This window comes from Arthrobacter sp. TJ-217, assembly GCF_058269255.1.
Map to the genome: position 1 here is coordinate 46440 of NZ_JBZCNJ010000005.1, position 24853 is coordinate 71292.

The window sequence follows — 24853 nt, forward strand, 5'->3', positions numbered from 1 at the left end:
CATGCTGAATCCACTGACGCCGCTGACGCCGCGAGAGACGCTGGCATGCTGAATCCACTGACGCCGCTGACGCCGCGAGAGACGCTGGCATGCTGAATCCACCGACGCCGCTGACGCCGCGAGAGACGCTGGCATGCTGAATCCACCGACGCCGCTGACGCCGCGAGAGACGCTGGCATGCTGAATCCACTGACGCCGCTGACGCCGCGAGAGACGCTGGCATGCTGAATCCACTGACGCCGCTAACGCCGACCAGGAGTATGACGGTAGGTCGGTCGCATCTGTCCGCCCAGGCCCAAGAAATGTCGGCCGCGATGCGGAACCTGTACTCGGAGATCTCAGGATGGAAAGCTCATGCCGATCGCAGGCGCCGAAGAATCTCATCGGTCAGTTCCCTGTCGGAAATCTCTTCCAGCGCCCAGCGTTGACCGGCTGGCCCCGCCGCTTCCGCCTCAGTGATGAGGCCCATCGCAACGAGGCCATCCAGGGGGCGAATTCGGTAGGCGCGGCAGATAGAAACAACTGCCTCCGCCCTAATCGCACCATCCAGCTGTCTAGCGAGAGTGCTTGGCTCTAGGCCTGCTTTCACCGCCATTGCCCTCACGCTGCGTTCGGCGGTTGCGTCGAGAAGGTAGCTCTTTATCTTAGTGGTCACCAACGAACAGTGTCTCACTCTTGAGACATAGTCAACATAGTTGCGAAACCGCAACTGCGCAGGGATGCCCATCAGACCCGAGCGATAGGCCGGGCAGCCGCTCGGCGACGAGAATGGGCGCGGATCTATCTTGCCCGAGCCGTTAATTATCGAGCACTCTCTTACTCTTATTCAAGCCTGACTTTAGAGGGTGCCGAACGTAGGCCACTCTGCTTCCATCGCACGATGGCCTTGGGTTGCCCACGATCTATCGGTCCGCCAAAAATCTCATTACTTATTGAGTGGCTACAGGACAGTCCGGATACTGGGCGTCACCGGTCAACTTCCCGACAAGACTCGACACGGTTCGTGAATCGCCTCCACAGATTTGCCGTTCCGTCACGTTGCCGGTGGCGGTTCGATGAAGGAGCCGTGGTTGGTCCTTGAGGTACACGATGTCGCCGTCTCGCTCGGCCACGACATATATCTGTTGCGCAGTTCCGTCGATGATCGCTGACTCAGGGAATATCCAAGGGGGGCTGAGGAAAAATATGGGAGTAATTAGGGAAACCAGAAGGGGTTGTACGAGATCGAAGCGGAATTTCAGCCAGCCAAAATTTCGCTTCCACTTACGCTTCTGGGCGAGCCGATACGTCGCGTGCATGGCAAAGAGTGAAAAGCTGATACCTGCTACGAAAAGCGACGAGTAGTAGAACCCGGCCAGGACGAGCGCCGTCATGAGTATCACTAGAATCTGGCCTTCCATCCCGGCCCCTCTGGTCATTCGAGCGACATGGATATATGCGTACACCGCGGCCGCTAGCGCCAGAGTTGGAACTACGTTGATCACCATCGCAGAAACAGTAGTCAAGAAGTCGACATTGCCTGCGATCGCCAAGGCGGTGGTCATGTTCCCTTGGGCGATGCTCAAGATTTGGAGGCCATAGTAGATCGCTCCGATTGCGCCAATAGTGACAGGTATTCGTAGACCCGCCCTGTGCATTGCCATAAGCCTGTCCGATGCCTTCCAACTGGCCCCACGACGCGTCGGGCAATGACAGCTTAGGGCGATAGCCGCAGATTCGCATTTTCGCCGGTGTGTCACCGGCATCTCGTTTGTAAAGACGCCGAAGAACGGGGAAGGAGGGGTTACCGCATTTCACGAGTCAATAGGACCCCGATTAGGTCATTCCGTGATAGCACGTCGGCATACCCGTGCTTAGCTCTAGACGCGGTCGATTGGCAGAATGGGTCGTTGTGAGCGGGGCCGCCCACGTCGACTGGCGTCGGTTTAGCAACCGCGACGCCAGCGCAACACTCGGCCGCGCGTATGCCATTGGGCAAGCCGGCTCAAGTAGGATGAACGCCCCGAAGGCCTTGGAAGGAGGGTTGCGGAAAGAAGGTGTGGCTGTGCGGCAGTCAGATTTCGTCCGCAGCGTCGCTTACGTCCATCCAATTCATGCGGACGGATGTGTTCAGATGGTTAGTGACCCTCTCAACGCCCCTTTCTACGGCCTTATGCTCAGCGTTGGACAGCGGGTGTCCGAGTCGAAACTTCTTCGCCATAGCGAGCTGAGACGTTTGGGTGACCCGATCAAATGCGAGACTGAGTAAACCTTCCCCATCAGGCCGCGCACTGCCGTCGCGATCTATCCAAGTGGCCATCCGGGGCATGCGCTCCACCATTCGCCCGGAATAGATCGCTGAGCCGCTGAAATACATGAAGGCTTCTCGTTGATCCCGGCACCACCTCGCCGCTGCGCGGTAGGCGAAGCGCTCCGTGTTCTCTTCTGAGGCCCCAGCCACGTACTTCCAGTTCTCTGCGAAATGGAGCCAAATTTCCTGTTGAATATCCTCGGCAGTGAAGATGTTCGAACCTTTGTGCTGTCGCAACGCGGTCCTTCGAACCATTGCTTGCTGATGGCGGAAGAAGTCCGGGGACAAGGTGTCGGTCAAGGCGGGCAGGTCCCTTTCCAGGATTTATGGGATTGATTTGTTGGCGAGTTATTGCAGAACGACGGGATTCAAGACGTGCATGCGGACGTGAGCCGGTTAGTCCGTAGCGGGCTACTACAAGCACCCACCCCCTTGACCAACGCGGGATCTATTACCTTCATTGACAGCTGTGTCCCCCGGGGTGGTGCCTCTATGGTTTTCGTCAAGCCGCTGGGGACATGTTGCGTGGTTGGGGGTCCTGGTAGAGGGTTCCGTCGCGGAGCATGGCGAAGAGGACGTCGGAGCGTCGGCGGGCGAGGGCGATGAGGGCCTGGTTGTGGCGCTTGCCTTCGGCGCGTTTGCGGTCGTAGTAGGCCCGCGAGGGCGGGTGGTGCAGGGCCGCGAACGCGGAGAGGAACAGGGCGCGTTTGAGTTTCTTGTTGCCGCGCCGGCTGGTCCACCACTAGCAGGATCTTCCCGTGTCCGGCGAGCCCGGCGAAGATCTCGCGCAGCTTCGCTTCGTCATTGGGCAGGGCTTTATCGAACAGCCTCCTGCCCGCCCGGTTCAGGGCCACCGCGTGGTGGCCGGACTTGCCGACGTCCAAACCGATGAACACCTCCACGTCCTGCTGATCCACGATCACCGCCATGCCTGCTCCCTCCTCCGTCACGGTCGTGTGCTGGCGGGTCAGCGGCGGCAGGTGTCGCATCCACGTTACGAAGGACCCCTCGTCGTGCCTCTATCAGCGATCAGCTGCCGCCAAGCCGGTCCCGGTGACAACACCCCCCGGATCATTTACAACTGGGGGCAGCAACCATGCCGGAACCGACCGGCCAACACACCCTCATCCTGCAACAGGACCAGGGCTACGAAAAAGGTAACGGGGGCAGCGCGTGCATCAGGTGGGCCGTTTTCACCGAGAGGCGAGGATGTTGATAGGTGCATTACCGGCAAACGTCAGACGGCACGCCCGAAGGGTACGACTGGTCGGCATTCATCGGGGAACAGTCTGCTGCAGTGCCCACCGGTCCAACTCGGCGAGGTTGTACCGGACGGTCCCAAAGAACCGGGCATATCGAGGGCCATCGCGCACGTGTGCCGCCAAGGTCTTTGCTGCTATGCCGAGATATGTCGCGGCCTCGGCCCGGTTGAGCCACGTTGCCCCCGTGATTTCTCTCGCAGTCGCTGCGTCGATCATGTTTTCAGCTCGTGTCGGCATGGTGCCCCAATCCGTGTTCATTTTTCGGACAACGAAAAAGAGCCACGAGGGAGACGACCCAAAAGGTCAGTCCCTCGCAACTCTCTCGTTAATTTGTATTCAACTCGGTGGCATAGGCCAAGTGAAGGAAAACTTCAATCGAATTCCCTCAACCCGTCAACAGCACCATACAGGTAGTGCAGCGGGGGCCAGCCTATGCACGCACAAACCTGACCCATGAGCCGCTTCAATAATGTCTTGGGGAGCCGGATAATCTTGGGTCCATGGCGATCAAAAGGACAGGCTCCTCAAAGAGCCCCTGGGTGGTGGACTGGACCGACCTTCACGGTAAGCGTCGACGGAAGCGATTTTCGACAAAGAGCGAGGCCCAGGACTTCGACGCGAAGACGCGACAGTCGCTGCGCGGGGGAACCTACATTAATCCGAAGCTTGCCCAAAAACTGACGGTACGCGCGCTGTATGAGGATTGGATCGAAAGGATTGCGACGGTGGGCGCCACGGGCCGCAGGCCCGCCAGCTTGAGAACCGTGGACAACTATCGACGGCAGTATGAAAACTACATCGCCCCCAGGTGGGAGGATTCCCCGATTGCGAATGTTAGCTACGAGGCGACCTCGGATTGGATCACCACCCTGAAAGGCAGGGACGGGGGAGGCGCTGGAGCAGCGACGCGACGAGACGTCGCACTGACCTTTGGTCGACTCATGGGGCATGCGGTCAAGAGGAAATACCTTCCAAGCAACCCGGCTAAAGACGTCACTGGCGAAGCCGACTACGTGCCTGAAAAGCGCAGGAAGAGCGAACATGTGTACCTGACTCTTCCCCAGCTACTGAGGGTGGCGAGTTATGCCAAGGAGTACGAGTTACTGATCATTTTGGCAGGGCTGACCGGCCTGCGATGGGGGGAAATTACCGCCCTTACAATCGGGGACGTACGCTTGGGCGATAGGCCGCAGCTCACGGTTACGAAAGCTTGGTCCGAGGTTCGTGGTCAAGCCCTACTTGGCCCGACCAAGGGCGGCGAGAACCGAGTCGTTCCAGTCCCAGCAAGTCTGTCGCACAGACTCTCAGACGCAATGGCCGGGCGCTCAAGCGGGGAGCTCATTTTCCGCTCCGTGCGGGGCCATCGGCTCCGAAACAGCTTGTTCACTCGCCGCCACTACAAGCCGGCCATCACCGCGGCGTCAGAGGGGCAGGAGAATTTTCCTCGGCCCACCTTCCACAGCCTCCGTCACACGGCGGTGAGCCTCGCAATCAAGAACGGGGCGAACGTGAAGGTCGTGCAGAGGATTGCCGGACATGCATCCGCAACCATGACACTGGACACTTATGCCGGGCTTTTCGACGATGACCTCCACGACAGCGCGAAGCGCCTTGATGATGCGCTCGCCAGCCTCAACTTCAAATAAAATGTCACTTTTCCGTCACCATAGGCAGTCACTTCCCATGTCTTGCAACGGACATAGCTCTCACTCGTAATGAGAAGGTCGCCAGTTCGACTCTGGCAGGAGGCTCAACGAAACCCCTGGAATCTGCGGATTCCGGGGGTTTTCTGGTTCCAGCTCCCAGCTGTGTGCCTGCGGCGCGCCCGCTCCGCCCTTTACGGTCAGGGCGGCTTGCGGGATGATCGGTGCCGGGAGTTGATGTGGAACAAGAACCCGATCTGGTTGACCATACTGCCGTCCGCGCCGCACGGTTCATCACGTCGAACGCCGGCGGGCCGCTTTCCCTCGCCGATATCGCCGACCACGTTAGCTACAGCCCCTTCCACCTGGCCCGGCGCTTCGAGTCGTACATCGGCATTCCGCCCGGCAGGTACCTTGCGAACTCACGGTTCGCACGTGCCAAGAAGCTGCTCCTCGAAACCGATGAACCGGTGGTGGATATCTGCTTCGAGGTGGGATTCACCTCCCTTGGTACATTCAGCAGGAGGTTTGCCGAGGATGTCGGGTTCAGCCCGGGCCGCTTCCGCGTGCTGCCGCACATCCTGGCCGACCACCCGCCCCGGCCTGTCTATCTGCCGCCCCGTCACCCGGGCGGCGGCGTGGTGACCGGAACCCTTGAACTGCTCCCCGCCGCTGCCGAGGCGGTCGGTCATACCCCTGCGGTATATGTTGGCCTGTTTGCGACGCCGTCTCCCCGCGGCCGGCCGGCCGCCGCATGCCTGCTTGATGGCACCGACACGTTCGTGTTCCTCAACGTTCCGGCCGGAAGGTACTGGGTGCTCGCCTACGCTGTTCCGGGTGCCGCGGATCCGGTGGGGCAGTTGGCTCCGCCGCACAGCGTCCTGGGACGGGCGCCGGGGCCGGTCGTGATCACGCCGTCGTCGGCCTTTCACAGCGTGGGCATCGTGCTGGCGCCCGCGAGGGACTGGCAGCTGCCCGTGCTGCTCGCCGCTCCCGCTCTTGCCTCGGCCGGCACCTGATCGACGGGACCTCCGCCGCAGCCGGACGGGCCCTCACGGCCCGGACTGGCGCACCTCGTCCCGGCCCAGCTGGCCGGCCAGCCACTGCCGTTGGGCGTGGCGCTGGTGGCTCTGCCCGCCCTCGTGGTTGTTGAACGGGTAGGCAATGATCTCCTTGACCGTCCCGGCGTAGGAGTTGAACGCGGCATAGACGGTCGACGGCGGGCACACTGTATCCATCAGGGCCACTGAGAACAACGCCGGTGCTGCGGCCCGCCGGGCGAAGTTGACCGCGTCGAAGTATGAAAGCGTGGTGAGGGCCGTCTCCGCCGTTCCCCGGTGCACAGCGAGATACCTGACAATCTCGGAGAACGGGTCGGTCTCGCAAATCTCCAGCGCCCTCTCGAAATGGCACAGGAAAGGGACGTCGGGCAGGACCGCCGCGAGGTCCGGAACCAGGCCGGCAACCGCAAGGGAGATTCCTCCACCCTGGCTGACCCCGTGCACCGCGACCGTGTCAGGGTCGACCTGCGGCAGCGCGCGGGCCGCTTCGACGGCACGCACGGCGTCGGTGAAGACCCTGCGGTAGTAGTACGACTCCGGGCTTCCGATCCCGCGCGTCATAAAGCCCGGGGTGCTGGCCCCGGAGCCGTGCGGGTCCGGTGTCGAGCCCTGCCCGCCGGCGACGGCGCCCTGCCCCCGGGTGTCAACCAGCAGGTGCGCATAGCCCGCGCTCGCCCAGTGCAGCTTCTCCCCGGGCAGGTCCCTGCCGTCGTTGTAGCCGATGAATTCGACGACGGCCGGCAGCGGCCCCGTGGCTTGGGCGGGGGTGGTGAGCCAGGCGCTGATACGGTCACCGCCGAAGCCACGGAAGGAGACATCCCGGACGGTCACCGTCGTGTACGGGGTGTCGACCACCCGGGCGGCGACGTCGAGGTCGTGCTCCCGCGCCTGACTGAGGGTCCGATCCCAGAATGCGTCGAAATCCCCAGGCTCCCGCACCGCCGGCCGGTATCCCACGAGTTCGGCGAGCGGCAGGTCGGTGCGGGGCATGGAGGCTTGTCCTTAGCGGAAGTCGGCGATCGTGGGGTCGGCGCCGAAGCGGCCGGCTTCACCCTTGTCGAGGGCGTTGATTGCCTGGATGTCCTCGTCCTCGAGCGTGAGGTCCAGCGAGGCCCAGTTCTCCTCGATCCGGGACAGGGTCACGGACTTGGGGATGACGACCATGCCCAGGGCCAGATGCCACGCAAGGACAACCTGGGCGGCGGTGGCGTTGCGCCGCTTGGCGATATCCTGCAGCACCGGATCATCGAGCAGGCCCCTGCCGGAGCCCAGCGGTGAGTACGACTGGTGCAGGATGCCGTTGGCTTCCTCGAAGGTGCGCAGTTCCTGCTGGTTGAAGTAAGGATGGGTCTCAACCTGGTTAATGACCGGCGTCACTCCGGTGGCGTCGATGAGTTCCTGCAGCGTGTCGACTGTGAAGTTCGAGACGCCGATGCTCTTGATGCGGCCCTGCTTCTGCAGTTCGATGAAAGCCTTCCACGTCTCCAGGTACTTCCCCTGCTTGGGCTGCAGCCAGTGGATGAGGTAGAGGTCGAGGGATTCGAGCCCGAGGCGGTCCATCGACTCATCGAAGGCGCGAAGGGTGGTGTCGTACCCCTGGTCGCTGTTCCACAGCTTTGTCGTGATGAATAGCTCGTCCCGCTCCAGCTCCGATGAGGCGATGGCGCGGCCCACGCCCGCCTCGTTGCCGTAGATCTTGGCGGTGTCGATGTGTCGGTAGCCGGCCTTGAACGCCTGGCCCACCACGTCTTCGGCCACATTGTCCTCGACCTGCCATACGCCGTAGCCGAGCTGCGGGATGGTGGAGCCGTCGTTGAAGGTCAGATTCGGTGATGTAGTCATATCAGGACAACTAAGCACACTTGAGATTTATTTCGCAAGGCAACCATCGGATGTTTCAACCCGCCCCGGCGGTCAGCCGGGCAGCTGCGCCTCGGCCTCCACCACGTCCTCGGTCACCAGTGCCGCGCGCCTGCGCACGTTTTCGAGACCCGCTGACGCCACCCCCCAGCGTTCGCCGTCGAGCCGGGTCATGGCGGCGGCCTCAGCCGTCGTTGCGAGGGTGTTTCCGGCGCGGGACAGCGCCCGGTGCACCTGGATGCCGCCCCCTGGAATGTCGAGCCCCTCGCTGGGCCAGCTTGCGTGGGCGAGCGCGCACACGGCGCGCACCCGGGGCAGCAGTTCGGCGAGGGTGTTGGCAACGGCCACGAGCTCGTTGTACAGCTCGTCGTCCTCAACGCCCTCAAGGACCTGATGGTAGCGGTCGAGCCCCCGCCGGAAACGGTCATGGGCACGCCGCCACACCCCTGTACCGAGCTCAGCGTCATCCTGGCGGCCCTGTCGGGCCGCTGCGAAAAAGGCCATGTAGTACTAGAGGTACTGGCCGGGACGGCGGGAATCCGGTGGGTGTGTTTCGTCGTGGCCCCGGGCGGCGACGCGCTTGGGTTCGCCATCCTCACCGACGACGATGCCCGGGCCGATCACCGTCCCCGGCGGAAGCTGACGGAGTTGAAGCTTTGCGGCCAGCTGCTGGTTTGCCATCTGCTGGGCGGCAAGGGCGGTCTGGATGCCATGGAACAGGCCTTCAAGCCAGCCAACGAGCTGCGCCTGGGCCACCCGCAGCTCGGCGTCGGTGGGCACCGAGTCCCCGTTGAAGGGCAGATTGATGCGCCGGAGTTCGTTCACCAGTTCGGGCGCGAGGCCGTCCTCAAGCTCGGTCAGGGACCGGTCATGGATTTCGGCGAGGCGTGTGCGGCCGGCATCGTCGAGCGGGGCCGAGCGCACTTCCTCGAGGAGCTGCTTGAGCATCGTGCCGATCCGCATGACTTTCGCAGGCTGGTCGACGAGTTCGGCGAGCGTGGCCGGCCTGCCCTGTTCAGGGGCCCCGGGTGCTGCATCGGGGCCGCCGGCCTTCGGCGTCGTCTCCTGGCCGCCGTCCTCCTGCATCGGCCCGGCAGGCGGTGGAACGCTGCCCGATGGGCTCCCTGGCTGTTCACTCATGTGCCTATATTCTCACGCCCGCCGCCTGCCCGACCGGGAAGTGACGTTCGACGGGCACCTGCGCGGCGGGCCCGCCGGGCCGCGTTAACGCAAGAACCGGCCGGAGACTCCCCGTGGGAAATCTCCGGCCGGCCCGGATGCCGAGGTGCCCCTAGCAGCAGCGGCCTTCGGGATTGCTGTCCTGACGGTCGGTTTTGTCCCGCCAGAACTCCCGCTCGCTCATTGGCTTCTTGCTGCTGTGGGTTGCAGCATGGTGCTCAAGGTACGCCTGGTACGCGTTTTCGCCCATGACCCCCTTGAACAGCCAGGCCAGTTCGCGCGCGGTTTCACGCGCCTTGCCGAAGACGGTTGCCGTGCTCATCAGTGCCCCGACCTCACCGGGCGCTTATTGAGCTCAAGGGCGTTCCACTGCCGTTCGAGATCCTTCTCCGCCGGAGTGGCGATCAGGCCGGACGGTGCGTAGGAGCGTGAGGGAACCGCGGGGTCCTCCATGCTGGTTCCTCCGCCGTTGCGGTAGGCCTTGATCGTGGCGAGGATCGCCGTGATGATCACGATGATCGCCAGCGTCACGAAGACGATGGACAGGGTGCCCTGGATGAAGGTGTTGGTGACCACCTTCTCCATCGCCTCAACCGTCGGGGCGTTGCCGAAGCTCTGCTCGCCGGCGGCAAGGGCGTCCTTGAACGCGTTGTGTTGCGCCCAGTAGCCGATGGCGGGCACCGGGGAGAAGATCTTCAGGAACGACGCCGAGATGGTCACCACGGCGGCGAAGGCCAGCGGAAGGGCGGGGATCCACAGGTATTTGAAGGCCCCCTTCTTCGCGCAGATGGCCATGCAGACGGCAAGCGCGATGGCGGCGAGCAGCTGGTTGGCGATGCCGAACAGCGGGAACAGGGTGTTGATGCCGCCCAGCGGGTCGGTGACGCCCATGATCAGGATCGCCCCCCAGCCCGCGACCATGATCGCTGTGCAGACCCAGGCCCCTACCCGCCAGGAGGTGTCCTTGAAGCGCGGAATGAAGTTGCCGATGCTGTCCTGGAGCATGAACCGCGCAACGCGGGTTCCGGCGTCGACTGCGGTGAGGATGAACAGCGCCTCGAACATGATGGCGAAGTGGTACCAGAAGGCCATCGCCCCGGACCCGCCGAACAGGCCCTGCATGATCTGGGCGATGCCGACGGCGAGCGTCGGTGCGCCGCCGGTGCGTGACACAACAGATTCCTCACCGACATTGCCGGCCAGCTGGGTGAGTGCCTCGGGTGCGAGGTTCACGCCGGTCAGTCCGAGGCCGTTGACGAAGGCGACAGCGCCCTCAACCGTGCCTCCGGTTGCCGCCGCCGAGGAGTTCATGGCGAAGTAGATGCCGCGGTCGATCGAGAGCGCCGCGACGAGCGCCATGATCGCGACGAAGGACTCCATGAGCATTCCGCCGTACCCGATGAAGCGGGTCTGGCGTTCTTTCTCGATCAGTTTCGGCGTCGTTCCTGAGGCGATCAGTGCGTGGAAGCCCGAGAGGGCACCACAGGCGATCGTGACGAAAAGGAACGGGAAGAGCGGGCCGGGGACGACCGGGCCGGCGCCTGTCGCAGCGAATTCGCTGACAGCCGGCACGCTGATTTCCGGACGCGTGATGATGATGGCCACGGCCAGCAGCACGATCGTCCCGATCTTCATGAACGTCGAAAGGTAGTCGCGGGGTGCAAGGAGCAGCCAGACCGGCAGGACGGCGGCGATGAACCCGTAGATGATGATGCCCCAGGCGATGGTGACGCGGTCGAGGGTGAAGAGCGCGACGCCCCACTCGGTTTCGGCGATCCAGCCGCCGGCAACGATGGCGAGCATCAGCAGGACGAATCCGATCAGTGAGACCTCGGTGACCTTGCCCGGCCGCAGGTAGCGCAGGTAGACGCCCATGAACAGCGCAATGGGGATGGTCATGGAGACCGAGAACACGCCCCACGGGCTCTCACCGAGGGCATTGACGACGACGAGGGCGAGGATGGCCACGATGATGATCATGATCGTCAGGGTCGCGATGAGGGCCGCGGTGCCGCCGACGACGCCAAGCTCCTCCCGGGCCATCTGGCCCAGTGAGCGGCCGCCGCGCCGCATCGAGAAGAACATAACGAGGTAGTCCTGCACCGCACCGGCGAGGATCACTCCGAAGATGATCCAGAGCGTGCCGGGGAGGTAGCCCATCTGGGCTGCGAGGACCGGGCCGACGAGCGGGCCGGCGCCGGCGATCGCGGCGAAGTGGTGTCCGTAGAGCACGCGGCGGTCGGTGGCGACGTAGTCCTTGCCGTCGGCCTTGTACTCGGCGGGGGTGGCCCGGCGGTCGTCGGGCTGGAGCAGCTTCCGCTCGATGAACTTCGAGTAGAACCGGTAGGCGATGAAGTAGGTGCAGACAGCCGCGAAGACGAACCAGATGGCGTTGACTGTCTCACCCCGGACGATGGCCAGCATCACCCAGGCGATGCCGCCCAGCAGTGCGATGCCTACCCAGATGGCGATCTTGGCCGGTGTCCACCGGCGGTCCTCCGCGTCAGCCACCGCCGCGTCGATTGCGGTGGGCGGAAGGTCGGGGTCGGTCTTGAGCACTCCTTCGTGCCCGTGCGCCCCGTTGTGCTTCTCACTCATGGTGCTCCCTATGAATACGAGTGGTGTGATGCACAGAAAGGTAGCAACGTACTGAGGTGCGCGTCACATCTCAAGGCCTTCTCCGGGGTTTAGTCGCCGAAAGGCCGTGGATCTGCGGCGAACGACGCCGCTCCGGCATGCCCGTGCGTCCCCCACCCGGTGGTGCGGGCGGGGAGCCAAGGGTCAACCGGTGGGACCTACCGGTCGTCGTCGTTGGCGTTTGAGCCTTCGCTCAGGCTTGAGTGGGTCCGGGTGCGTGGATCTTCGCCCTCGTTGGCGGTGTCGTGCGGCCCACTGTCAATGCCGTCGGGCACCTGGTCGGCAAGGTTCTGGGTCAGGCTTTCGGCCGCCTGGGACAGTCCGCCCTTGTTGTCCTCGTTTTCATCTGCCGGGGTCTGGTTCGACACGGAGTTCCTCCTCGTCGTGGATGCCGTTCGGATGCCTCAAGCTTTCCACGGTTGACGGGCTTTCGGAAGCACACTTACGGACCGGCGGGGGACGCTTCGACGGCGAGCAGGATCTTTCCCGTGTGGTCCCCGGAGTCGAAGTACGCGTGCGCTGCCGCGGCCTCGGCAAGGGGGAAGGTCCGGTCCACGAGGGGCCGCACCCGGCCCTGGCCGACGAGTGGCCACACATGCTCCCGAACGGCGCTCATGATCCGCGCCTTCTCGCTGATTGAACGTGGCCGCAGCAACGTGCCGGTGAGCCAGGCACGCTTGGCCAGGAGCGCACCAAGGTTGAGTTCGGCCGTCACGCCGCCCTGCAGCCCGATGACCACCAGGCGCCCGCCGTCGGCGAGCGCCTCGATGTTGCGCTGCAGGTACTTGGCGCCGATGACGTCGAGGATCACGTCGACACCCGCCCCGTCCGTCGCCGAGACAGCCTCGGCGACGAAGTCCTGGTCGCGGTAGTTGATGAGCGTCTCGGCCCCCAGCGATGCGGCGAGACGCAGTTTTCCGGCGGATCCCGCCGTGACCAGCGGAACCGCACCAAACTCGCGGCAGAGCTGTATCGCCATCGTGCCGATCCCGCCCGCGCCTCCGTGGATCAGCACCCGCTCCCCGGCCTTCAGCCCGGCCGTCAGGAACAGGTTGGAGTAGACAGTGGCGGCGGCTTCGGGCAGGGCGGCGGCTTCGACGAGGCTCACGCCGCCGGGCGCCTCGAGGACCTGACCCGCCGGAACGGCGACCCGCTCGGCGTAACCCCCGCCGGCCAGGAGTGCGACGACCGCGGCGCCCTCACTAAAGCTTGACCCGTTCGGGTCGGCCACCCTGCCCGAGACCTCAAGGCCCGGATAGTCGGATGCGCCGGGAGGCGGCGGATACACGCCGCGGCGCTGCTGAACGTCGGCCCGGTTCAGGCCGGCGGCAACCACCTCGATCAGCACCTCCCCCGGGCCGGGCACGGGATCGGGAACCTCGCGCAGTTCGAGGCTTTCGGGCCCCCCGGGACGGCTGATCACTACGGCTTTCACTGGCTGTGTCCGATCGCAAAGGGATTTGGGGGGAGCAGGTTCACCATGAAAGACTACTGAGGGGAAGGTTGTCCGAGCGGCCGAAGGAGCTGGTCTTGAAAACCAGTGGGCGGTTACCCCGTCTCAAGGGTTCGAATCCCTTACCTTCCGCTCCCTGAGAAACGGTTCCGGCTTCGGCCGGGGCCGTTTCTGTTTAAGCACGATCGGCCCCCACACTCCTCCTTCTGTCAAGGATCCCGGAAAAAAGCCGCGCGGGATGGCGCGTGCTCTTCCCTTCGCCGTCATCGGGAGTTAAGGATGATCTGGTTGACTGCTCGCGAACCACGAATGTCACATGCGTCACTTATTCTTGGCGCAGCTCCACCCGGCCAATAAGGCCGACCCCCACTCATGGCTGTACCCAGCCAGAATTACTGAAAGTCGGACCGAATGAAAAACTCGCCATGGAAAGGCGCGCTGAGCGCGGCGCTGGCGGTAGGAATGTTCGCCACACCGGGGGCAGCGCTCCCGGCGGCCGCGGAGGAAGCAACCCCCGCCGCCGGAGCATCAGTTCTGATCAACGAGGCCTATGTCACGGGCGGCAGCGATGGAGCGCCGTTCCGCAACAAGTTCATTGAGCTCTACAACCCCACCGACGCCGCCGTGAACCTCGACGGCTGGTCGCTCCAGTACCGGTCTGCGACGGGCACGGCGGCCCCGACGGGCACCACCCCCCTGACCGGCACCATCCCTGCCCGCGGCCACTTCCTGGTGCAGGGTTCGAGCAACTCTACCCATGGAGCGCCCCTTCCCGCCCCAGACGTCGTGGGGAACCTCAACTTCAGCGGGAGTTCCGGGACAATCCTGCTCGCCCGCCAGAGCACCGCTGTCAACCCGCTGGCCACGCAGTCGGTCGTCGGGCACGCCGTCGTGGCTGACCTGCTGGGCTACAGCACCTCGAACACCTTTGAGGGCGCCGCCGCATCAGGGCCGGGCGGCACCCAGAAGTCGATGAACCGCACAAACGGCGCCGACGCCGACAACAACCGGGCGGACTTCGCGCTCTCCAGCACGATCACCCCCACCGCCTCGTCGGCAACTCCCACAGACCCGCCCACCGATCCGCCGACCGAGCCTCCGGCACCGGTGCCGGCGGTGGTCATCCGCGAGATCCAGGGTTCCGGGGCTGAAACCCCGTTCAAGGGGAAGACTGTCACCACCCGCGGCAAGGTGACGGCGGCCTACCCCACAGGCGGTCTCGCAGGGTTCTATCTCCAGACCCCCGGCACCGGCGCGGCCGCGGACCAGGACGCATCAGATGCAGTGTTCGTCTTCTCCCCCGCCACCGTCGGTTCTGTCGCCGTCGGCGACCATGTCGAGGTGACCGGGACGGCCGGGGAGTTCTTCTCCCTGACCCAGATCACCGTCGCCGCGGGTTCGCTGACCAAGCTCAGCGAACCCGCCGAGGAAGTCAAGGCTCCGTCCCTTCCCCTTCCGGCGTCCGCAGAAGCCCGTGAGGCGCTCGAGGGTATGCTCCTGACCCCCGAAGGCACCTTCAGCGTCGCCGACAACTACTCGCTGAACCAGTACGGCGAGGTAACGCTCGCGGCCGGCACTAAGCCGCTCCTGCAGCCCACCGAAGTCGCTCCCCCGGGCACCCCCGAGAACGCCGCAGTGGCCGCCGACAACACCGCACGTTCGGTTCGGCTCGACGACGGCGCAACGACCAACTTCCTCAACGACGCCAACCGGAACAAGCCCCTCCCCTACCTCACGCCGGACCAGCCGGTCCGGGTGGGCTCGACGGCCACCTTCACCTCGCCCGTCGTCCTTGACTACCGCAACAGCGCCTGGAAGTTCCAGCCGGTCGGTGAGCTGACTCCGGCGACCGCCGGAACCCTGCAGCCGGTCGCCTTTGCGGGCGGGCGCCCAGCCGCTCCCGCCAATGTCGGAGGCAACCTCAAGATCGCCTCATTCAACGTCCTTAACTACTTCCCGACGACCGGCGACCAGCTCACCGGGTGCACCTACTACACCGACCGCGCCGGCAACCCGATCACCGTGCGCGGCGGGTGCGACGCCCGCGGTGCCGCGAACGCGGAGAACTTCGAGCGGCAGGAGGCGAAGATCGTCTCGGCGATCACCGCTCTCGGTGCCGACGTCGTGACCCTCGCCGAAATCGAGAACTCAGCGAAGTTCGGCAAGGACCGCGACAACGCGCTCGCCACGCTGACAGCAGCGCTGAACGAGCGCAGCCCCGGCGTCTGGGATTACGTCCGTTCGCCCGCCGCGCTGCCTGCCCTCGAGCAGGAAGACGTCATCCGCACGGCGTTCATCTACAAGAAGGCAGCGGCCGTCCCGGTCGGCGAGTCGGTCATCCTCAACGACAACACGGCCTTCGCCAACGCCCGCAAGCCCCTCGCGCAGGCGTTCGAGCGTCCCGGCGGCGGCGCGGAAACCCGCTTCCTCGCCATCGTCAACCACTTCAAGTCGAAGGGTTCCGACCCCAAGACCGGCGAGAACGCCGACACCGGCGACGGCCAGGGCGCCTGGAACGCCGCCCGGGTGCAGCAGGCCACCGCCCTCGTTGGCTTCGCCGATAGGATGAAGGCCGAGGCGGGAACCGACAAGGTGTTCCTGACCGGTGACTTCAACGCCTACTCCGCCGAGGATCCCCTCCAGGTCCTCTACAAGGCCGGCTACCTCAACCAGGGCGAAAAGACCGACAAATACTCGTACATCTTCTCCGGCCTGAGCGGCTCGCTCGACCACATCCTCGCCTCACCGGCCGCCGATGCGACCGTGGCAGGGGTGGACACCTGGAACATCAACGCCGGCGAGTCAGTCGCCCTCGAATACAGCCGCTACAACAACAACATCACCAACTACTACTCCCCCGACCCGTACCGGGCCAGCGACCACGACCCGGTGATCGTGGGGCTGAACCTCGACGCCGCCGACGCGACCACCGAGCTGAACCTCCTGAACATCAACGACTTCCACGGGCGCATCGACTCCAACACGGTGCGTTTCGCCGGAACCGTTGAGAAGCTCAAGGCCGACTTCCCTGAGGGCAGCTCCGCGTTCCTCTCGGCCGGTGACAACATCGGCGCCTCGCTGTTCGCCTCGTCGCTGCAGCAGGACAAGCCGACGCTGGACGTGCTTAACGCTCTTGACCTGCGTGCTTCGGCCGTTGGAAACCACGAGTTCGACGGCGGCCTTGCCGACCTCACCGGACGCGTCAGCGACACGGCCAAGTTCCCCTACCTCGGGGCGAACGTCTACGCCAAGGGCACCGAGGATCCGCTGCTTGAGGAATACGCCCTCCTGGAGGTGGGCGGGCTCGACGTCGCCGTCATCGGCGCCGTCACCGAATCCACGGCAACCCTCGTCAGCCCGGCCGGCATCGCCAACGTTGAGTTCGGCGACCCGGTTGAAGCAGTCAACCGGGTGGCCAAGGAGATCGAGGCGGCCGGGCTTGCCGACGTCATCGTTGCCGAGTACCACGACGGCGCCGGCGACGGCGTTGCCGAGGGCGGAACGATCGAGGAGGAGGTTGCCGCCGGCGGGACCTTCGCCGACATCGTCACCCTGACCACCCCACTCGTCGACGCGATCTACACCGGGCACACGCACAAGCAGTACGCCTGGGATGCACCGATCCCCGGCGCCCCCGGGGAAACCCGGCCGATCCTGCAGACCGGATCCTACGGCGAGTTCATCGGCCAGATCACGCTGACGGTCGACAGCGCCACGGGCGACGTCGAGTCCTACGTGGCGCGGAACGTCCCCCGGACCACCGACAGCAACGAATCCCTCGTCGCTGCCTACCCCCGGGTCGCCCAGGTGAAGGCAATCGTCGACGCCGCGCTGAAGGAGGCAGCCGTGATCGGCGGACAGCCGGTCGCATCGGTGACCGCCGACATCACCACCGCATTCACCGGAACCACCCGCGATGACCGGTCCTCCGAATCGACGCTGGGCAACCTGGTTGCCGATTCGCTGAAGACGAGCCTTTCCTCGCCCGAGCGCGGCGGTGCGGAGATCGGCGTCGCCAACCCGGGAGGCCTTCGCAACGAGCTCTACTACGGACCCGACGGGGTGATCACCTACGCCGAAGCCAACGCGGTTCTCCCGTTCGTGAACAACCTGTGGACCACCACCCTGACCGGTGCGCAGGTCAAGGAACTCCTTGAGCAGCAGTGGCAGCCCGAGGGGAGCTCGCGCTCTTTCCTCGCGCTGGGGCTCTCCAAGAATGTGAGCTACACCTTCGACCCGGCGCTGGAGCGCGGTTCGCGTATCACCTCGGTGACCGTCAACGGCGAGCCGATCGATCCCGCCCGGGGCTACCGGATCGGAACGTTCAGCTTCCTGGCCCAGGGCGGCGACAACTTCTCCGTCTTCGCCCAGGGCACCGGCGTCAAGGACTCCGGCCTCGTCGACCGCGACGCCTGGATCTCCTACCTGAAGGACAACAGCCCGGTGTCGCCGTCCTTCGCCCGCCGCGGGGTTGTCGTCGAGAACGCACCGAGTGCGGTGCGGGCCGGCGAAGCGGTGTCCTTCGGGGTATCCCGTCTGGACCTGACCTCCCTCGGCAGCCCGGTCAACACCTCGTTGAGCGCGGCCTACGTCGGAAGCGACGGCACAACCACGCAGCTTGGGACAATTCCCGTTGCCGCAGGGGCTGCCGCCGTCACCGTGACGGTTCCTGCGACGGCGTCGGGCGCGGGGCGCATCGTGCTCACCGCCGCCGAGTCCGGAACCACCGTGACGCTCTTCGTCACCGCCGAGCAGGGAGCCGTCAAGCCTCCGGTCTGCGGTGACGGAAACGGCAAGGGTGGGGAAAAACCGGGGAAGGGCGCCGATAAGCCGGGCGGCCCGAAGTGCACCCCGCCCGGGAGGCGCTGACCCGGCCTGATCCCTCAGCGGTTACGTTGAGTCCGCAGATCACCACCCCACGGGACGCCCGTGGGGTGGTGATCTGCTATTTGGGGAGGGTCAGGCCTGGTGTTCAGCGGTTTCGCGGGGCTGCAGGGCCCGAAACGAGGCGAGCAGCGCTGCGGCGATGTCGTCGGCGTCGCGCAGGGTGCGTCCGCCCGCGTCGAGTGGAGCCCCGGCCTCGGCGGCGATCGCCGTCCCCCACTGCACCGACGCCAGCTGGAGGCCGAGCACGTACAGGTTGGCCTGAGGCTCACCCGTGCCGCTCACGGGGCGGTACGGCGGCAGCGTGACGTCGAGGCCGGCGGAGAGCACCGGCACGCCGTCTTCGGCCATGCGCAGCCGCGGCCGCACAACGCCCTCCTCGACCATCTGCCGGAGCAGCACTGACAGGCTCGTTGCCACCTGGTTCGCCGGCATCATCGCCTCAACGAGGTAGCCCGCCATGAAACCGGTGCCCGCCACCCACGGCGAGGACGCGCGGAAGATTCCCTCATCCGGGTCGATTCCGAACTTGGGGTTCGACCCAACGAATTCGACGAGCCCCGCCCGGGCCAGGGCGGCGAGCTGGGCGATCCGCAGCGGCGGCGGCCCGCTGGCGAGCCCCTCGACGAGCGGTTCGAACCAGCCGCGCAGCTCGGCGTCCCAGGCCGCATCGGTCAGCCCGCCGTCGGCCACCACCTGCTTGATCACCGAACGGCCCGCGTTGAGGGCGCCGATGGCCATCTTCAGCGGATCGTCCTCCCCGCGGGCGGAGCTTGCGGCGTCTTCGTCAAGGTAGTCGATGACGGCGGCGGTGAACGCCGCGCTGTCGGGGAACCTCCGCCGCGCGAACGGCTGGGCCAGTGCCTCGACGTCGAGCCGCAGCGTCACGGGCAGCGCGCCTTCGAGGACTGCCTCGAGTGCCGCCTGCCACCCGGGGCCGGGGATGTCGAGGGCCGCGCGCAGCTCGGCGAGCACGGTGGGGGCGGGGCGCAGGAACCGCTCGGGCTGCACCCGCGCGAGCGTGGAGTAGTAGGCGGCAATGACGTCGCGGTGGAGCAGGGGCCACACGTCGTGGTCGAAGCCGGGCTGGATGCCCGCGGCTGTGAAAGCGCCAAGCGCCTCAAGGGTGCAGTACCGGAGGGTGACGCTGCGCGGCACGTACGAGTCGATGACGGCCTTCGCCCGGTAGGGGACACCCCTGCGGGAGGCGGCGATGAGGCGCGGTTCCTTCCCGGACGGGATGTAGGTCAGGCGCCCGTCGGGGCCCTCGGTGAACCTGCCGCCGCGGCCTTCGGACAGCTGGATCATGACGTCGAAGAAGTTAAGTCCCAGCCCCCGGACGAGTACGTCCTTGCCGGCCGGAAGGCGTTTCCAGTCGAGGTCGCCGGGAACGGCCGGCGGCCAGTACTGGAGTCCGTGGAGGGCCGCGCCGTCCTGGAGTTCGCTCTGTTCCGGGCTGAGCCGGGCCGGCAGGTGCCCCAGGGCGAGGACGACGCCGTCGGCGCTGAGCCGGGTTCCCCCGCCGAGGGTCAGGTCCCAGCGCGGGCCGGTCCGGGTGAGCGCGAGCACTTCATCGGCGTGGTGGACCACCCGCACGCCCTCGCCCGGATCCGCCGCGAGTGCCGCGTAGACCCAGGCGAGGTACCTGCCGTACAGGGCCCTGCTGGGGAAGTCGGCGCTGCCGAGGCGTGCGGCCTCGGCCGTTTCATCGGCGGTCAAGCCGTCGATGGCTCCGGCGGCCGCCGCTGTCCGCCACTTCTCGAAGTCGAAAGGGACACGTGAGGCAGGGACCTCGCGCGCGGCACCGCGGACGGGAACCACAGTGGGGTAAAGGGCGGGGGTGTTCATGAGGAAAAGCCGCGACTGGTCGGTGCGCCAGACATGGCCGGGCCCGGGCGGGAACGGGTCGATCACGTGGATGGTGAGCTTGCCGGAGGGCACCGGCTCGGCACGCCAACGGGCGATCAGCCGCTCCACGACGGAGGTGCCGCGCGGCCCGCCGCCGATAACGGCAACCTCTGCGCCCTCCATGGTGATCATCCGCCAAGCTTATCGAACGTGCACGGACCGCCTGCACGCGCTGCCGGGCCGGGCCTGCATAGGATGGCCCAATGAACAGCACTCCGGCACCGCACTCGGACGCCCCCGACGACGAATTCCTCTGGCTCGAAGACATTTACGGGGACAAGCCGCTCGACTGGGTCCGGTCGCACAACGCCGTCACCGAGGACCAGCTCATCACGCCGGAGTTCCTTAAGCTCGAGCAGGACATCCTCGCGGTGCTCGACTCCACCGAGCGGATTCCCCTGGTGGGCAAGCGCGGGAACCACTACTACAACTTCTGGCGCGACGCCGCCAACCCGAAGGGGCTCTGGCGCCGCACCACCTGGGACAGCTACAGCTCACCCGAACCGGAATGGGAGGTGCTGCTCGATGTCGACGCCCTCAGCAGGGCCGAAGGCGTTGACTGGGTCTGGGGCGGGTCGATGTTCCTGCGCCCACCCGAGGGCGAGCCGTACCGGCGGGCCCTCGTGGCTCTCTCCCCCGACGGCGGCGACGCGTCCCGGTACCGGGAGTACGACGTCGACTCCCTTACCTTCGTGGCGGACGGCTTCGACATCCCCACGGCGAAGAGCCGGATCAGCTGGGCCGGGCCCGACGCCCTGCACGTCGCGACCGACTTCGGGCCGGGATCGATGACCTCGAGTTCCTACCCCCGCACCGTCCGTACCGTGCGCCGCGGCGAAAGCCTCGAAGACGCCCCACTGTACTTCGAGATTCCCGAAGAGCACATGATGGCGGTTGTCGTCCACGACTCCACCCCCGGCTTCGAGCGCGACATCGCGGTCGACACGATCGACTTCTATTCACGGCGCACCCACCTGCGCAATGGTGACGCGTGGGTGCAGCTCGACGTGCCAGACGACGTCGACGTTTCCCTCCATCGGGAGTGGATCGCTTTGCGCCCGCGCACCGACTGGACCGTCGGCGGTGCCGTTCACCAGGGCGGATCCCTCCTGGTGATGCCGCTCGAGGCCTTCCTTGCCGGAGACCGCGCCTTCACCACGATCTTCGCCCCGGACCCGGCGACCTCCCTCCAGTCCTGGAGCTGGACGCGGAACTACCTGCTGGTAAACCTCCTTCGCGATGTCTCATCGGAGATCCTCGTGCTCGACCCGGCCGACGGCTGGTCCGCTTCCCCCCTTGGCGCCCCCGGCCTGTCCACCGTCGACGCCTATGCGGTTGACGACGAAGACGAGGACGCCGGCGACGACTACTGGCTGATCGCTACCGGTTTCCTGACCCCGTCGACGCTGCACCGGGGCACGATCGGTGCCGGGAGCGGCCCGGTGAAGGCCGCTCCGTCCTTCTTCGACGAGGACCGGTTTGCGGTGGAGCAGCACTTCGCCGTCTCCAAGGACGGGACGCGCGTGCCCTACTTCCAGGTGGCGGCCAAGGACCTGCGGCTCGACGGCGGCAACCCGACGCTCCTGTCCGGGTACGGCGGCTTCGAGCACGCCCTGACCCCCGCGTACAGCGGCGTGATCGGGCGCGGCTGGCTCGATCGCACCACCGAGGACGGCCGGCACGGGGTCTACGTCCTGGCGAACATCCGCGGCGGCGGGGAGTACGGCCCGGGCTGGCACAGGGCCGCGCTCCAGGAGAACCGCCACCGCGCCTTCGAGGACTTCGCGGCGATCGCCGAAGACCTCGTGGCCCGTGGCGTCACCCGCCCGGAGCTGCTTGCCGCTTCGGGGCGCAGCAACGGCGGCCTCCTCGTGGGGAACATGCTGACGAACTATCCCGAGCTCTTCGGCGCGATCTCCTGCGGTGTCCCGCTGCTCGACATGCGCCGCTACACCAAGCTCTCTGCGGGCTACTCCTGGATCGCCGAGTACGGTGACCCGGACAAGCCCGAAGAGTGGGAGTTCGTCCGCACGTTCTCCCCGTACCATCTGCTGCGCAAGGGCGCCGCCTACCCGAAGACCCTGATCTGGACCGCGACGAGCGATGACCGGGTGGGGCCGGTCCAGGCGCGGAAGATGGCGGCGCGCATGGAAGCGATGGGAGTGAAGAACGTCTGGTTCCACGAGGCGCTCGAGGGCGGCCATGCCGGTGCCTCCGACAACCGGCAGGCGGCGCGGATGCACGTGATGACCTTCGAGTTCCTGTGGAAGGCGCTGACCGGCGTCCTGTAACCGGGGGCGTCAACGGTTTTGCTCTTGTGTGCCCTTCTGGGTAACCTTGGGTGGCTAGCAATAGCCATTGGAGACGTGCCAGAGCGGCCGAATGGGCTTCACTGCTAATGAAGTGTGGGCCTAAAGCCTACCGGGGGTTCAAATCCCCCCGTCTCCGCGTCAAGACCCCCTAGCGATAGGGGGTCTTTTTGCGTTGCGGGTCCGGAACAGATCCGCAACGCACGGCTCAGGCCCGCAGCGCCAGGGTGAAGGGAAGCACCGATTGCGCTCCCGCCTTGCGCAGCGCCCTTCCCGCGACCGTGATTGTCCACCGGCTGTCGGCAAGATCATCGACAAGCAGCACCGGACCCGGATTGGCGGCGAACCACGCCGCTCCCTCCTCGGGGACCTGGAAGCGGTCCCACACGGAGGCGAGCCGGAACGCGCTGTTCCCGCCCGGCTGCCCCTCCGGCCACCCGTGCGGAAGGTTGAGGGCGCCGAGGTGGGGTATGCGGCCGATGCCGGCAAGGGCCTGGGCGAGGGACGCGATCAGGGCCGGGCGCCGGCGCGAGGGCATCGACACGACGGCGACCGGCCGGGTTTCCCAGTTCCACTGGGCCAGCACCTTCACGCAGGCCTCGACGACATTCGGCTCAAGGGGTGCGTCGGGCGCCGTCTCGGCGAGCAGTTCGCGCAGGACCGAACCCCAGCCAAGGTCGGTCATCCGTGCCAGCGCCCTGCCCGGAGCCGAGACCTCGTCGGGCTTCAGCTTGCCCTTCACCGGCACGCCGAGCTTGTCCATCCCCGAGGGCCACTGGCCGCGCGGTTCAAGCTCGACGCCCACCCGGCTCAGCGCCTGCTGGGCGCTGTCGGAGGCTTCCTGGGCGACGTCGTCGGAGTACCACGCTCCGGCGCAGTTGTCACAGCGTCCGCAGGGGGCTGCGGCGGGATCGTCGAGGGCGTGAGCGAGGAACTCCATGCGGCAGCCGGCCGTGTTCTCGTAGTCGAGCATCGCCCGCTGCTCGGCGACGCGCGCCTTCCGGATCCGGCCGTAGCGGTCGGCGTCGTAGGTCCACGGATTTCCCGTGCTCTCCCACCCGCCGGTGACCTTGCGGACGGCACCGTCGACGTCGAGGACCTTGAGCAGGAGCTCAAGGGGCGAGCGTTTCAGGTTGACCCGGGCCTCCAGCGCCGGGGTGGAGAGGACGGTGCCGGGTTCGAGGGCTTCGAGGACGCGGTGCGCGGCGTCTTCGGAGGGCATCGAGGCGGTGGCGAAGTATTCCCAGATGTCGCGGTCCTCGGGGCCGGGAAGCAGCAGCACGTCGGCGTTGGGCGTGCCGCGTCCGGCGCGGCCCACCTGCTGGTAGTAGGCCACCGGCGACGACGGCGCTCCGAGGTGCACAACGAACCCCAGGTCGGGCTTGTCGAAGCCCATGCCCAGCGCGCTTGTCGCGATGAGCGCCTTGACCTCGTTGGCCTTGAGTGCCGCCTCGGCCGCTTCGCGGTCGGCAGGGTCGGTGCGTCCGGTATAGGCGCGCACCGGATGCCCGTGCTCGCGCAGCAGGCGCGCGGTGTCTTCAGCGGCCGAAACGGTTAGGGCGTAGATGATGCCGCTGCCGGGCAGCGAGTCGAGGTGGGTCAGCAGCCAGGCGAGCCGGGAGCGGGCGCTGGGCAGCCGGAGGACCCCGAGGCGCAGCGAATCGCGGGCGAGCTTGCCCCGGAGGGTGAAGACGTCGGTGCCCCCTGTGCCAAGCTGCTCCTCGACGTCGCGGACGACACGGGCGTTGGCCGTGGCCGTCGTGGCGAGGACCGGCACCCCGGCAGGGAGGGAACTGATAAGTTCGCGCAGCCGCCGGTAGTCGGGGCGGAAGTCGTGACCCCAGTCGGAGATGCAGTGTGCTTCGTCGATCACCAGCAGGCCGGTCCTGCGCATCAGTTCCGGCAGCTGGTGTTCCCGGAAGGCGGGATTGTTGAGGCGCTCCGGCGAGACGAGCAGGACGTCGACCTCGTTTGCCTCAAGCCGAGCCGTCACTTCCTGCCACTCGGTCTGGTTCGCCGAGTTGATCGCCTCGGCCCGCACCCCTGCGCGGGCGGCCGCGGCGACCTGGTCGCGCATCAGCGCCAGCAGCGGCGAAACGATAAGGGTTGGGCCCGCTCCGCGCGAGCGCAGCAGCAGGCTCGCGACGAAGTACACCGCCGATTTCCCCCACCCGGTCCGCTGCACCACGAGGGCGCGCCGACCGCCCTCGACCAGCGCTTCGATCGCCTCGTACTGCCCGTCGTGGAAACGCGCGTCCTCCCTGCCCACGAGGGTGCGGAGGATTGCTGTTGCCTGATCACTGAGGGTGGTTGTCTCGGCCATGCACCCCAGTATCCCAGCCGGCACCCCCTCTTTCCGGGCCGGGG

The 24853-nt window shown here is 66.2% G+C and carries 18 protein-coding genes, 2 tRNA genes and 2 pseudogenes; 6 read left to right on the plus strand and 16 right to left on the minus strand.

The annotated features are described in order from the left end of the window. Nucleotides 1–352: 352 nt before the first annotated feature. The 6 genes and pseudogenes from AC4D2R_RS10255 to AC4D2R_RS10280 all read right to left on the minus strand — a co-directional run bounded on the left by AC4D2R_RS10255 (nt 353) and on the right by AC4D2R_RS10280 (nt 3789). Nucleotides 353–655 (minus strand): hypothetical protein, encoded by a 303-nt coding sequence (locus AC4D2R_RS10255; protein WP_490939898.1) that lies wholly within the window; start codon nt 653–655, stop codon nt 353–355. A gap of 274 nt (nt 656–929) precedes the next feature. Next, the gene (locus tag AC4D2R_RS10260; RefSeq protein WP_490939899.1) at nt 930–1565 is read right to left on the minus strand and encodes a hypothetical protein; all 636 of its coding nucleotides are present in this window, start codon (nt 1563–1565) and stop codon (nt 930–932) included. 488 nt (nt 1566–2053) lie between these two features. Beyond that, entirely contained in the window at nt 2054–2590 is a 537-nt protein-coding gene (locus AC4D2R_RS10265; protein WP_490939900.1) for a hypothetical protein, read from the minus strand. 202 nt (nt 2591–2792) lie between these two features. Further along, nucleotides 2793–3023 (minus strand): annotated as a pseudogene (locus AC4D2R_RS10270) (IS110 family transposase); the annotation flags it as partial. A 49-nt stretch (nt 3024–3072) separates the two neighbouring features. Continuing rightward, nucleotides 3073–3279, minus strand: a pseudogene (locus AC4D2R_RS10275) (IS110 family transposase); the annotation flags it as partial. A 285-nt stretch (nt 3280–3564) separates the two neighbouring features. Then, entirely contained in the window at nt 3565–3789 is a 225-nt protein-coding gene (locus tag AC4D2R_RS10280) for a helix-turn-helix domain-containing protein (protein WP_490939901.1), read from the minus strand. A 263-nt stretch (nt 3790–4052) separates the two neighbouring features. On the opposite strand from AC4D2R_RS10280, the gene AC4D2R_RS10285 reads away from it, so the two are divergent. Next, nucleotides 4053–5198, plus strand: coding sequence for a tyrosine-type recombinase/integrase (locus AC4D2R_RS10285; protein WP_490939902.1), 1146 nt, complete (start codon nt 4053–4055; stop codon nt 5196–5198). Nucleotides 5199–5434: 236 nt separating this feature from the next. After that, nucleotides 5435–6214, plus strand: a complete 780-nt coding sequence (locus AC4D2R_RS10290) for a helix-turn-helix domain-containing protein (protein WP_490939903.1) — start codon at nt 5435–5437, stop codon at nt 6212–6214. Between the two features lie 33 nt (nt 6215–6247). Here AC4D2R_RS10290 and AC4D2R_RS10295 read toward each other — a convergent pair whose 3' ends face one another. From AC4D2R_RS10295 to AC4D2R_RS10330, 8 genes are all read right to left on the minus strand, one after another. Beyond that, the gene (locus AC4D2R_RS10295) at nt 6248–7246 is read right to left on the minus strand and encodes an acetylxylan esterase (protein WP_490939904.1); all 999 of its coding nucleotides are present in this window, start codon (nt 7244–7246) and stop codon (nt 6248–6250) included. Nucleotides 7247–7258: 12 nt separating this feature from the next. Continuing rightward, complete coding sequence (locus tag AC4D2R_RS10300; protein ID WP_490939905.1) at nt 7259–8098, minus strand: aldo/keto reductase; 840 nt, start codon at nt 8096–8098, stop codon at nt 7259–7261. Between the two features lie 72 nt (nt 8099–8170). Beyond that, the gene (locus tag AC4D2R_RS10305) at nt 8171–8620 is read right to left on the minus strand and encodes a hypothetical protein (RefSeq protein WP_490902449.1); all 450 of its coding nucleotides are present in this window, start codon (nt 8618–8620) and stop codon (nt 8171–8173) included. Between the two features lie 6 nt (nt 8621–8626). Further along, the gene (locus tag AC4D2R_RS10310) at nt 8627–9256 is read right to left on the minus strand and encodes a bacterial proteasome activator family protein (RefSeq protein WP_490939906.1); all 630 of its coding nucleotides are present in this window, start codon (nt 9254–9256) and stop codon (nt 8627–8629) included. A 151-nt stretch (nt 9257–9407) separates the two neighbouring features. Continuing rightward, nucleotides 9408–9617, minus strand: a complete 210-nt coding sequence (locus AC4D2R_RS10315) for a YbdD/YjiX family protein (RefSeq protein WP_490902453.1) — start codon at nt 9615–9617, stop codon at nt 9408–9410. Further along, on the minus strand, nt 9617–11893 hold the full coding sequence (locus AC4D2R_RS10320) for a carbon starvation CstA family protein (protein ID WP_490939907.1): 2277 nt from the start codon (nt 11891–11893) through the stop codon (nt 9617–9619). Before AC4D2R_RS10320 ends, AC4D2R_RS10315 begins: the two co-directional genes overlap by 1 nt. Before the next feature lie 197 nt (nt 11894–12090). Continuing rightward, nucleotides 12091–12300: a hypothetical protein gene (locus AC4D2R_RS10325; protein WP_490902455.1), complete on the minus strand. Its 210-nt coding sequence runs from the start codon at nt 12298–12300 to the stop codon at nt 12091–12093. A 74-nt stretch (nt 12301–12374) separates the two neighbouring features. Next, nucleotides 12375–13367: an NAD(P)H-quinone oxidoreductase gene (locus tag AC4D2R_RS10330; protein ID WP_490939908.1), complete on the minus strand. Its 993-nt coding sequence runs from the start codon at nt 13365–13367 to the stop codon at nt 12375–12377. A gap of 62 nt (nt 13368–13429) precedes the next feature. On the opposite strand from AC4D2R_RS10330, the gene AC4D2R_RS10335 reads away from it, so the two are divergent. Together AC4D2R_RS10335 and AC4D2R_RS10340 are read left to right on the plus strand one after the other, a co-directional pair. Continuing rightward, nucleotides 13430–13517: transfer RNA gene (locus AC4D2R_RS10335), tRNA-Ser, on the plus strand. Nucleotides 13518–13796: 279 nt separating this feature from the next. Further along, complete coding sequence (locus tag AC4D2R_RS10340) at nt 13797–18254, plus strand: ExeM/NucH family extracellular endonuclease (RefSeq protein WP_490939909.1); 4458 nt, start codon at nt 13797–13799, stop codon at nt 18252–18254. A gap of 90 nt (nt 18255–18344) precedes the next feature. Here AC4D2R_RS10340 and AC4D2R_RS10345 read toward each other — a convergent pair whose 3' ends face one another. After that, a complete protein-coding gene (locus AC4D2R_RS10345; RefSeq protein WP_490939910.1) occupies nt 18345–20309 on the minus strand; it encodes an FAD/NAD(P)-binding protein in 1965 nt (654 codons plus the stop codon). A gap of 71 nt (nt 20310–20380) precedes the next feature. On the opposite strand from AC4D2R_RS10345, the gene AC4D2R_RS10350 reads away from it, so the two are divergent. Next, nucleotides 20381–22468, plus strand: coding sequence for a prolyl oligopeptidase family serine peptidase (locus tag AC4D2R_RS10350; protein ID WP_490939911.1), 2088 nt, complete (start codon nt 20381–20383; stop codon nt 22466–22468). A 69-nt stretch (nt 22469–22537) separates the two neighbouring features. Further along, nucleotides 22538–22625 (plus strand) — tRNA-Ser (locus AC4D2R_RS10355). 69 nt (nt 22626–22694) lie between these two features. Here AC4D2R_RS10355 and AC4D2R_RS10360 read toward each other — a convergent pair. Beyond that, the gene (locus AC4D2R_RS10360; protein ID WP_490939912.1) at nt 22695–24809 is read right to left on the minus strand and encodes a RecQ family ATP-dependent DNA helicase; all 2115 of its coding nucleotides are present in this window, start codon (nt 24807–24809) and stop codon (nt 22695–22697) included. Nucleotides 24810–24853: the final 44 nt, after the last annotated feature.